At 39.1% G+C, this 12,850-nt stretch carries 3 protein-coding genes; all 3 read right to left on the reverse strand.

The annotated features are described in order from the left end of the window. Positions 1-175 precede the first annotated feature (175 nt). Positions 176-5,869, reverse strand: coding sequence for a T9SS type A sorting domain-containing protein (locus tag SanaruYs_RS17175; RefSeq protein WP_160118706.1), 5,694 nt, complete (start codon positions 5,867-5,869; stop codon positions 176-178). Positions 5,870-5,954: 85 nt separating this feature from the next. After that, a complete protein-coding gene (locus SanaruYs_RS17180; RefSeq protein WP_127123839.1) occupies positions 5,955-8,042 on the reverse strand; it encodes a fibronectin type III domain-containing protein in 2,088 nt (695 codons plus the stop codon). 148 nt (positions 8,043-8,190) lie between these two features. Beyond that, entirely contained in the window at positions 8,191-12,780 is a 4,590-nt protein-coding gene (locus SanaruYs_RS17185) for a hypothetical protein (RefSeq protein WP_127123840.1), read from the reverse strand. Between the last annotated feature and the right edge of the window lie 70 nt (positions 12,781-12,850).

Raw genomic sequence — 12,850 nt, forward strand, 5'->3', positions numbered from 1 at the left:
TACTGAACAAGACTTCAAGCAAACAAAAAGAAGTCATTAATTAATCACTCAATTGATGCACCTATGCTTTAATTCAGATTGCTTCGTCATGCCAACGCATCTGCCATCCCAATTCCTCGCAAAGACATCATATTCGTTTGCAGTTCTCAAATTCATTCGCCAATCAGTACATCAGTTAATTAACAACAAAACGCAAATACTTAACGCCTCCCCTGTAATCCATTCTTAGCACATAGGCACCAGTTGGTAATGGTTGCAAATCAACATTCACAGAAAAATCCTGAGCCTCCTTAAGGTTCATTTGTTTTACAACCTTACCTGTCAATACCTCCCAAATACTAAGGGTGGCAAATGTTTCTTCTATAAACTGAAGCGAAATTGTAAAGTTGCCCTGTGTTGGGTTAGGGAAGACTTCAAAGACTTTTACAAATTCTTCATAGCCTAACAATTCTTCTTCCTCTTGTGATATTCCACCTAAAATTGATATGGACTTAGTTACCTCATCATGACAACCGCCTAATTGTGCATGCATTCCAATATTATATACACCTGCATGTAGAAATTTACCATAAACAACTTCATTTAAGTCTTGTAGTACATCAAAATCTGACGGAAGTTGCCAGGTGATACTTTCTGCCAGTGGCCATGTAATATCAATCATCGCTACTGTATCTTGCACGTTAGCCTCGGCAGGAATAATGAAAGAAGCGCCTAATAAATCATTTGATGTGGCTAATAAAAAAGTATCACGTGCAATACACCCCAGCGCATTGGTCACTGCTAACCAATATTGTCCGGCAATATCGATTTCGACCTGAGACGCTTCACTTTGAAAGTTTACATTACTACTCCACTGATAACTTGACCAGATTCCATCAATACTTAAAGTATGACTTTGTCCTTCGCAAATGGTTCTACTTTCACCAAGTTCAATCGTCAGTTCTACCGGATTAAGTAATTGATGTGTCTGTTGCGTTTCACATTCATTTCCATCGGTAATAGTGACTGTATAAGCACCCGAACACAAATTTTCAGGATTTGCATCTGTATGACCATTTGACCAGTGATATGAGTATTCCCCTACTCCACCCGTAGCATCTACAGCTAACTCACCATCGCAACCATTATGACAATCGGGGGAGTCTAATGTCAAAAGTCTTGGCGTTAGTTGAGATGGCTGCCCTAAAGCGTAAGTGGTTTGGAGTGCACAACCTTTTGCATCTTGTACACTTACCGTATGGCTATCCGCGCATAAGTTATTTGCCAATGCCATTTGGCTTCCTGAATCCCAATTGTATAGATACGATCCATTACCACCAGCAGCCAATACCTCCATTTGCCCATTGCATTCACCATAACAAGTAGGCAAAATCCTGGAGACCAAGTTTAAAGATAATGGTGTTGGTTCTGGCATTGAATAACTTGCTAGTGCCATGCATTGATTAGCATCGTACAAAGTCAAATAACTATTACCCTTACTACGTCCTGGAAATAAAGAACCTTGAAAAATTCCCCAATCATAAGCATAAGGTGCAATACCTCCGCTGCCAGAAACTTCTATGCTACCATCGCTATAGCCATAGCAAGAGGGTGGTTTTAATTCAATGAGCGAAATAGCTAAAGGCGAGGGTGCACTTACTGTACCTGAACTTACCGTTATACAATTATTTACATCTTGTACTATAACAAAATATTCTCCTGACGCAAGATTAGTAGCGGTTGCTAAGCTTTGTCCATTCTGCCATTGAAAAGTAAATGGACCATCACCATCACTTACTTCCATAGCTATACTACCATCTGCTGAATAAGAACATTTGGCTGGAATAATTTCTTCGACTACTACCACTGGTCCGTCTGTAGCCTGAATACCTAAAAATTTGGAAGCTTCACAATTATTAGCATCAGTAATCAATAATGAGTATAAACCTGCAGCTAAATTCTCAATTGAGCTATCCTCGTCAATCAGATCATTAACACTGTTCTTCCATTGGTAAATATAATTCAATATACCACCAGTCACATGAGCAGAAGCACTACCTCTTGGATCGTCACAAAAAGCGGGTTCTATATTCTCGAAATTAATTTCAATTTGTGAAGGTTGAAGCAATGTTTCTGAAATAGTTGCGTAACAATTGTTGGCATCGTAAGCATGTAAGGTGTATTCCCCAGACATTAATGTTGAAAAAAGAGTTTCATTTGTCTGCTCAGATAAGTTGATAGCATACGTATAATTACTAACACCACCATTAGCCTCAACAGCTATACTCCCATTATTACCACCAAAGCAGGTGATGTCATTCTTATTGACAACCGCCAAGGTTAAAAGTGTTGGCTCAGTAATTTGTTGAAACACTTGATCGCTACAACCATTACTATCCGTAATCGTTGCTGTGTACATACCCGAACCAATCCCGGATAATATATTGCTTGTCTCGGTATAATCATCCGTCCAATTATAGAAGAAAACACCGGTACCCCCAGCACCCGTCACCGCAATAAAACCGTTTTGGTCATTAGCACATAAAACACCAAAGCCATTATAATCAGAGATATTTACAACTGATGCTACAACAGGTGCTGGGTCGACAAGTTCTTGCTGAGCATTTCCCTGACAACCATTTTGATCGGTTGCCAATACTTGATAAAGTCCAGCCGTTAAATTATTTTGTATAGATCCCAGTGTTCCAATATTCCAAGCGTAAGTGAAAATATTTGTTCCTCCTGTTGCACTTGCTTCTAAACGGCCGTTTGCCTCACCAGCACACGTTATCGCCTGACCGTTGTAATCTGAAATAACTGCAATAGATACTTCAATTGCTGGTGGATCTATTAAACTTAAATTTGTTTGTGCAGTACATCCATTTTCATCAGTTGCTGTAACTTCGTAGTTACCTGCCGGAATATTTGACAGCACATTTGAATTCACCCCGGTGCTCCAAAGAAATGTATACTCATTTGTACCACCTGTAGCCATAGCCAGCAATGAACCATCAGATTGACCAGTGCAACTTATCGGGAAGCCAAAAAAATCTGATGTGGTTTGAATAAATGCAGTAAGTACCGGTGGGTCTTCAATTGTAAAACTTGAGAAGGCAGGGCAATTATTTATATCAGTGGCAGTAACGAAGTATTCCCCGGCACCAATGTTAGTGAGCGATGAGCTTTCCGTACCATTATCCCAAACATAAGTATAAGAACCAGGAGTTCCTCCACTGGCAATGGCCAAAAGAGATCCGTTATTCTCACCTGTGCAAGAAATAATGTAACCATTATAATTCGAGTCTGCTTGAACATTTACCTCCACTGGATCTGGGTCTGATAAAGTAATGGCAGTGTTGGCTGTACAAACTCCCATGTAGGTAGTTACAACACTATAGTCCGCTTGATTAAGGTTATTAATATTACTTAAAGATTCACCTGAGGCAATGATCTCTCCATTACGATACCAAGTATAAAAATCAACCTCAGTAATGCTAGCTCCTTCATCAAGCAAGGTTACCGCGAGTGCACCATCCTGGGCTTCATGGCAACTGATAGCCGAACCGTTGTAATTACTCTGAATAGCGATGATGGCAACAAAGGGTTCCGGAGCTTCTAAAAAATAGGTACCCTCAGCTGTGCAGCCATTTCCATATTCAGCTTCAACGTTATAATTACCTTCATTAAGGTTGGAGGCAGTGGCTCCTTCACCTACAATGGCCTCCTCTTTGTACCAAGTAAACGTACCGACTACAGGAAGTGAATTTTCGTTTAACAAGGTAGCACTTAAAATCCCATCTGATGCTGTGCTGCAGCTTATAACATTTCCATCGTAGTTACTTTGCGGAGTGATGTTGACGGTATACGGTTCAGGGGCTTCTAAAAAATAAGTTTCTTCGACAGTACAACCATTCCCATATTCGGCTTCAACTCTATAATCACCTTCGTTAAGATTAGAAACAGTGGCACCCGCCCCTACATTCACTCCTCCTTTAAACCAACTAAAAGAACCAACCGCTGGATCTAAATCTGGTTCTAATAAGGTTGCATTCAAAATTCCATCCGAAGCACTACTGCAACTAATGTAATTACCATCGTAATCACTTTGAGGAGTAATGCTAAGCGAATACGGTAAGGGATCGCTTAATGTTTGCTCTCGGTAAGCAGTACAACCTTGCTCATCTGTGATGGTTACATTATACGTTCCTGCCGAGAGATTTTGAATAGCACTACCGTTTCCTCCAGTCGACCATGCATACGTATCTATTCCTCCGATTGCGTTCTCTACATCACTAACTGTTAATGAACCAGTTGATAATCCAGGGCAGGTAATATTAGTTGGTGTTAGTGTGAAAGCTATTGATGGCGGAGCAGTTAATTCAATATTTGAATTTGCAAGACAACCATTGCCATCAGTTACAGTGACAGCATAATTTCCAATACCTAATCCAGAATAGGTTGCAACAGCAGGGCCACCACTCCATTTATAGTTACGCCCGCCTGCACCTCCAGTAGCAATGGCTGTAATAGAACCGTTTTGCATATTATGACAACTAACATCATAATTACCATTGGCTGCATAATTATTTGATTGGATTGAAACAGAGAGGAGGTTAGGCTGCTTTAATTCGACATTACCCGAAGCAAGACAGTTGTTAGCATCTCGATAACTTACTGTATACCAGCCAGCATTTCTACCTGTAATGGTGGGTAGTCCAACATTTAAATTGCTAGTGCCTTTACGCCAAGAAAAATTCTTAAATCCACCAACGCCACCACTAGGGACAGCTGTTACCTGACCATTACTGCCACCATGACAACTGATATCGAAACCATTTTTAAGTACGCGTGTAAAGGTAGTTTCTATAGCTGATGGGTTGGTAATTGTAAAATTTGGGGTCACACTTCTGCATGAGCCATATAAATTTATGTTCTTGTTATTAACAACAGAAACAAAATATTCTCTTGGTGAGTCATTTACTCCCAAGTTATCAAACTCATAAATTGACGAATTATTCAACACCTGCCATGTGATGGCTGGAGGTAGCCCTGTACCCGGGTCAATAGCAATAGCAGGATCATGTAAGTAAACGATAAAGTCATCCACTGTTGAAGGTGAAGCACTTGATATTGTAACAGCAACAGATCCGTCTTTTGAATTATTACATGTTTGATCGGTTTTTATAAAACTAATTGAAGGAGCAGGCACCCAGAAATTAAAGACCACTGAACTTGGACTTGCTAAATTGGTAAGACAGCCCGACTCCACTACTCTTACATTACGGTTTTCATAAGCGCCATTACCTGCGGCAGTTTGTAGTTCTTGCCTAGTGGCTACAATAGCGTTTGATGCATCAGTTCTAAAACTAACCCAAGCACCAGCAGGGTTTAGTACCTGCCAAGTGTACGAGGGAGCTGTATTAGTAACCAAGAGGTTAACAGAACTTGAATTACACACATCAGAAACATATGTTACCGTAGGGGCAGACATAACAAGTCTGAAACTGTATGTTAATCTAAACCTCACAGTGTTATTTGTATATGTCTGCGAGCCATAAATACACAAACCCGTAAAGTTTATTGGAATAGACTCAGAAAAATTACCAGTATAACGCATTAATTGATCTCTAGTGCCATTCCATCCATTACAATCAAGTGAACTATAACTAAAACTTCCTGATAAAACTATTGAACCTGAAAAAGTATTTCCGTCTAATGGAATACTTGTATTCAAGCTCACACCATCTGTTGCGTTTCCATTAATTGAATTAACAGCAACATTCAAATTATTATTCAATCTTACTGAAACAGAATTTGTTACGTAAATCTCGTTCGCATCCAACGCGCAACCTACCGGATTTAACATGGTTGCAGTTATATCTACCAACATCGTCTGTTGGGCTCTTAAAGTTTCAAAAAATATCAAACAGAAAAAAAAAGCAAGTAAGTTTTTTCCACAACTCATAAAATCTCAATTAATAGTTGACTTTAATCAATTCACTCATTTTTGCTTTTGCACCATTTTTAAATACTGGCAAAACAGCATAGTTGTATTGCTTCGCTGAAAAAATCTTATCAGTAAAGTAGTTTGTAGTGGCTTCAATAGTTCTATAAAGGCTTAAAACACCACTATCAACTGATCTGTAAATACGAAACTCAGTAACCTCCTCAGCCTGATAAACCCAGTGAAGTGTAAGGGTTTTTTCTTCTTTATTAATAGTATAATCTTTCCATGTTATCGCTGGTCGTAAGGCATTGTCAATTTTAATACCACGAACGGGAGCAGCAGGCTCTGATTCTAATCCGGCATCATCAACAGCCACCACTGTGTAGGCATTCGCTTCTCCACTTTCTGAATGGCTATCCATATATTGAAAAACAGAATCTGTTGTAGTCTCAACGATTTTCAATCGTATCCAATTATCACTTCGACTTGTTTTCCGATACACATCATAACGCACCACATCTGCACTTCCGCTTGGCAGCCAACGCAATGACACACCACTCTCAGACCCTTTAACTGGCAAGAAAACCGGGGGTTGTGGTTTAATTTTATCAGGTAACACCAGTTTAACTCTTGAAGAAATAATTGATTCATTTTGATTTCTATCAACAGCTGCTATACTGTAGAAAACTGATTCCTGCAATGCGTTAACATTTACTTTGTCAGCAAATGAAGTGGTGGAAATGGGAGAACCTGTTAGCATGACCAATTCTTCGTCAGAGAAATTGCTACGATAAACTCTGTAGCCAAAAATATCAGGCTCACTGTTTTCTTTCCAGTTCAATTGAACATTTCCGAATTCATCCACTTTTATCTGCAGGTCTACAGGTGTAAGTGGAGCTATGCTGTCAATAAGTTGCAATAGATAAGGTGGCGAAACATGTTCATCTCCATTAAGCACAAAAGTTCTTATTCTGTAGTAATTAATTTGATTTGTTTCCACATACTCAAAAGTTCGATTGGTGGCTGGTAGTAATTCTTTGCTGACAACATTGTACTCGTCCTTTGCTTTATCTGCTCTTTCTAGCGCAAAACCCTTAATGGAGGAATTCTCTTCTTCACTTAATTCCCAGATCAACCTGACAACTCCATTATTCAATACTTCGCCTTCCGTAATAAATGGAACTGCGCTTAATGATTTCGTGCTTTTGCCTTTTACTACTTCAGAAGGTGGCCCCAATTCGCCAAAGGGAGAGATACCGCGTACACGGTAATGATATTCTGCACCGATAATGCTGATTGAATCAGAAGCATATTCATATCGACCTTGATCTGTTTTACCCGGACTTAAAGTTACCAGTGGGTTGTCGGAAACAGTTTCAAAACTACTGCCATCTGTTGAGCGTTCTATGCGATAGGCGGTATAGTACCCAAATACATCCTTCTCCCATTGAATTGAAACCAACGGAAATTTAAAGTCGGCTTTCAGCTCTTTCGGTTTAGGCAGCTGATATGAATCATTTGACCCAATAAATACGCTTCCCCTAATAGAATCTGACTCATTAAATAACTCAACACGATATAGGTATTTCTCATTCTTCTTTATTGATCTATCGGTGTACCACAACCCCGAAGCAATGGCAGTTGTTGCTGACATGTCAGCACAAAAGAGAGCAAAAGAGTATCGTTGTTCTTGTTCCTTTGATTTATTAACGATAGTCATGATGTCACTTTCGCTAAGGTTCACATCGAAACGATCTCCATAGATGGCTTGGGCCGCAATAGCAGCGTACTTATCTTTCTTTACTAACGATTCCCAATCGTCAAGTGCTTTAGGTTGTATAGGTACTCTATTTAATATTTGTAACTCAGCCGGTAAGATCACTGAGCTATCGCGAATAATCGTATATCGCTTGATAATATAACCAAGATTGTTTCCTTTTTGCCATGTCTCGAAATTCAGAGGTGCCCACCGTAAGGTAATGGAATCGCTTGAGGGATTTCCCAGCACAGCTATCTGATCTTCTACGTGCAAGCTGTCTTGGGCAACAGAAAAAACACTAGCAATCTGCACTAAAAATGTAGTAACATACAATATCCTTATAATACGCTTATCCATCTATTGCGATCTATCTTCTAATTTGTTTCTTTACCTAAAATCCGTCTGACCGCTGATTACTTCAGACTTCAGCGGTCTGACGGATTCACTCTAGTTTTTATTATTTACCACACTAAAATCAGTGCTATCAAAATAGATGGCCGATTAACTAATATTCCCTTTCGATTATCGTATTAAATAATAGCCATTCATATTCGCTGGTCTTCTTACTGATATTAGGAATTACATATTTCAATTTTATGTAGTATGGCCCAAACCGGATGTAGGGTGTTCTTCCCTGAATAATGCTTTGTAATCGGGAATTATACGCTGACGGATTATCTGTTACATAATCCACAGCCTTTCGCTGTAGTTCCAGAAAATCCAAATGAACGGGAACATTCATTCCATAAACAATATATTCACTGCTAAAAGAAGGCATGGTGTAGGTATTTACACCTTCAGGTAATGAAGCCAACGCATGTTTAAGAACAAAATAATTATGACGTATTGGAGGAAAACCATAAATTGTTGTATCCGTTAACTGTATAGTACTTGTAAGCGGGTAGCCACTATATAAGAGAGGATAAACAATATTTTGATACCATTCATTATTATGAGTAACTGCCTCCAGCTTAATAAACGGAGCATTTCCATTAAGTCCAATTAATTCTGCAGCATCCCAAATTTCATCACCTATGAGATAACTGGAAAGGTTAAATACATTAATAGACACGGAGTTTCTTACTGCATGTCGCAATGTTATTGATGATAGCTTCTCCCCAAAGGTTTTATACTTACTTGTCCTAAAAGCACTTTTAAAAATTGATTTCACCTCAAGCTGCGCTATATCGCCTTCTAATGTCTTTGTACTTAAGGTATCGGTGCTACCTGAATAATTTTGCAGCTCAGTATTAATCAATCGAACATTAGCATCAATCCGCATGGTCTGAGTGGGTATACTAAGAATTTCAAATCGGTAGACTTTACTCTTATCAAATCCTAAGAGCATATTAAAATCAATTCGCTTCGCCTGATTATTATAGGTAAGATCTGTTTCTGCAAAACCATTGTCAGTACTCATTCTAACTTTTTGAATCCATCCATTTTTATTCTCAAATAAGTAGTCCTGACCACTTCTTAATTGGATAAAACCCTTGTCGTACTCTTGTGGATAAAAATTTAACTGACCCTTAATGGGATAGGAATATGATACATTATGTTCTGGTATGTAGTCAGGAGCTTTATCAGTTTCAAAAGTTAAAGTGGCTACCTCCTCAACAGTTTGGTTATCAAATTTCGCCAGTGCCCATATCCCATTTATTCGTTCCTGAAAAGATAGTTTAACCTTAACTGTGATCTTGCTTTCTCCAGGCAAAACTTCCTGTCCATTAAATACTACTACATCCTTTGCTTCATTCCACACCGATGTACCTGCTAAAGAGGAAGTTTCTGTTTCAATCTTAAATTCATCCAACATCGCTTTATAATAGTGCTTAATATTTTCTACGTCTGTAATTTCAAAAATCTCACCAACAGGTATATTAAAGGCAACTTGTGGTGTTGTAAAAACATCAACTTTTTCGCTGCCATTTGCAGGACTTAGTTCGGCTATCATGTTTACATTGGCTAATAAATCTTGTTCACCAACGGGGATACATTCTTCCCCAACAGTTACCTCGAAGCGGCAGTTACCTTTTACTAAACCACCTAGTATTTTAAAGTAACCACCTACTGTGCCTTTCATCCAAAACGGATTGGGTCCTTTAGCTTGCATAACGGCTGCTGCTCCCAAGGATAAAATATCATAATCTCCTTTATAAAATTTAAGATTAACCCTGACTCCAATTTTTCCAGCAACGAATGCGTATGCTTGTCCATTGGCAAACCAACCATTGATTCCCATTGGGCCGGTTGATCCTGCGCAATGATAATTAGTACTGTAATCTTTCAGCATCATATCGAACCCAACACCAGCGGCAAATCTTCCATAGAACATCAGGAATCTCAGATCGCCCGTATCTACAATGAAGCCCATACCGAAAGCAAGTCCGGTACCAGATTCCAAATCATTCATATTTCGCATGTAGTCCAGATCAACATTACCCAGTATTTCACTTACTTGGCTTGGTGGTGGCGGACTACCCGGCACATTTTTACCTGCCATAAAATATGATCGTGCCTGAAAAATACCGGCTACATTTAAACCCAAAGGTTGATCAGGGGTACCTACTAAAATTTGCCAGTCATTTTGCTCAAAGTGTATTACTGCCCAACCAGCTCTGTTGCCACTGCTTATACCACGCACTACACCCCCAGCTACATTAACAATAACCTGTATGTTTCCATGAAACACATCATTTACATTATCAAAAGTCAAATGTATACTACCACATACCTGTCCGGTCAACATACCTGCAAGCTTTGATGCTATATTACCAGCAGCAGCATCACCCGCCAGTTCCTTCACTTTATCTTCAGCTATTTCATGTAAGCCAAGCAAAGTCGCATTTCCTGCTAAAGTCACCATGTTAATTCCTCCACTACTATTCATAGCAATTTCAAGTGTTACAATGCCATTCAAAAGTTCAGGGGTTGGTGTTGCAAATTTCATCATTGCCCTAACGCCTCTGGATTGTTGGTTAGGAATGTAGCGTATGCCTGAAGGCGTAATACCAATGGAGGTTGTTAATGTTTCATTTGATTGCTGCATGCGGTGATAATAACCTCCACCAAAAGCGTTTGCATTTAATACTCCAGGTACTAAAGGAACACCAACCTTACCTAACTCTACCAGTGCATCGGCAAACCAATAACGATAGGTATCAGTTCTTCCAAATAAAGCATATACTTCAAACCCTGCCTTTAATTTCCCAAAAATTCCTCTTATCCTTCCGGTAAAGCCATCGCCATAGGTGGGATCATCCTCAAAAAATCTTATCATCCCGTCAATTTCTATAACATCAGGCTTGCTGTACCTAATGGCAATGGCAGTAAGTTCTATTTTATCGAAAGTCCAATCATCTTCAATTCCTATAGGCTCTCCTTCAGGCCCGGTAATTTCCTGCACTTCATTTTTTGCCCAAACAATTAACCCCGCTATACCACTTACTTCTGCCGCCTGCGCGTTACCAGCAACATTTACCTGAAGGTCGAAGCCGATACCAAATCGATTTTCTTCCCTCCTCACCATAATGCCTGTAATTGAAACAGGAAACTTTGATACCTTTTGTTGATCTCCGGTTCGTCCAAAACCTAATGCAGCTACATCAAACTTGGGATGTTCAGTACTGATGCGCATGCCTTCGAATTGTATACCCAATAATTCAGCTTTTGGTCCTGAGCCGGTGCCTTTAATGTTTAATGAACCGTTTAAGAGCATAGTAGGATAAAAGCTATCATCTTTTTCTTGCACAGTGATAGAGGAACCTGCCGCAAGATTTAACTCAGCAACCAATATTGGCATAGTCAGATTATTCTCCACTTGAACTGCAAACATGTATTCACCATTCAAGTTTCTTTGCGCTGTATAGTTGAAATTAGTTGGATCGCCATTTTTTTGCTTAATGATTGGCACTGAAATTTTACCTGCTAATTCAAAACCTGTTATCTCATTTGTTACTATGCCAATCGCTACTTTATTTAATGAATAGTCCCAGCCCTTCATATCACCAACATCGATAATACTTCCTTCCACAAAGATGACACCTGTAAAACCTTGTTCGTCAAGCAACATGTGCTCGACACCAAGTTTAGTTCGTATCGTTGTATCTGATTTTAGCATAAAACCTTTAGGCAGTCGAACCTCTAGTTTTTTCATATAGATCCCATGCCATAAATTAGGACTACCTGACTGCAGGAATGGTGATGTATAAGATGCAGGAAAAGTAACTTGGGGTGGGTTGGCTAGATCGCTCCAATCCAGATAGGCCTCAGTAGCATTAAAACCAAAATCTTTCAATCCATTTATTTGAAATGGAGGAAGCGTGACACCAACCATTATATCGGTCCAGCTTTGACCTCGAGCAATGAATTTGGTCTTAACACGATGGCTTAAATCCGTATTAAGATTACCATTTGGCAATTCCGGAATAATCAAGTCGCGTGAAAACTGAACCTCTGCTTCTAAACCAATCTCTTTAAATCCATTACAATCAAATTCAACAAAAGTGTTTCCTTTACCTAAAAGCCAAGCCATGATCTTATCACCTAACGGGATATTGTAATCTCCCACTAATTCTAACCGACCCTCACCTGCAAGTCCACCCTCTTGTGAAAAGCGAATATTTTTTCCACGAAAAGCAATTTTAGTGTTATTAGCATTTGGTAGCGTCAGCAGCAAATAGGCCTCAACAAATGCACCTTGTGCATTTACCTTAACCTGTGTGATGATTATTGCATAATTAGGATCTTCATTACTGGAAGCAATACCAACTGGTAATTCTAAGGTAAGTAGGTTGTTTAAGTTACTAACGTAGGCATTCTGACTACTTACCTGTTGATGATACTCTTCAGCTTTGGCTCTATAATAATTAACTGAATCGTCATCACTAGTAGTTGTTAATATGATTGGATCTTGGTTAATTGAAATATCTGAAATTGATATACTATTAAACTTCTTTAAAAGAAGGTGTTCGCTATTTGGCAGCAATGTATTTTTTGTGTTAACAATCACCGAGTCTTCTTTAGAAGATACTGCTCCGCATATATTGAAGGAACAAAGTAGTAGTACGGTTAGTGAAGTAATTATTCTGTGCATCAACGAGTATTAACTAACAGCAAGTTAAAACCAGATGAACAATAGAAGAAGAAACTTAGATTGGATGTAA

It is taken from the genome of Chryseotalea sanaruensis, assembly GCF_003990915.1.
GTDB lineage: Bacteria > Bacteroidota > Bacteroidia > Cytophagales > Cyclobacteriaceae > Chryseotalea > Chryseotalea sanaruensis.

Excerpts from the sequence above, each read along its gene's own strand:
- SanaruYs_RS17175 (WP_160118706.1), bottom strand. The coding sequence starts at position 5,869 with ATGTTGGTAGATATAACTGCAACCATGTTAAATCCGGTAGGTTGCGCG.
- SanaruYs_RS17180 (WP_127123839.1), bottom strand. The coding sequence starts at position 8,042 with ATGGATAAGCGTATTATAAGGATATTGTATGTTACTACATTTTTAGTG.
- SanaruYs_RS17185 (WP_127123840.1), bottom strand. The coding sequence starts at position 12,780 with ATGCACAGAATAATTACTTCACTAACCGTACTACTACTTTGTTCCTTC.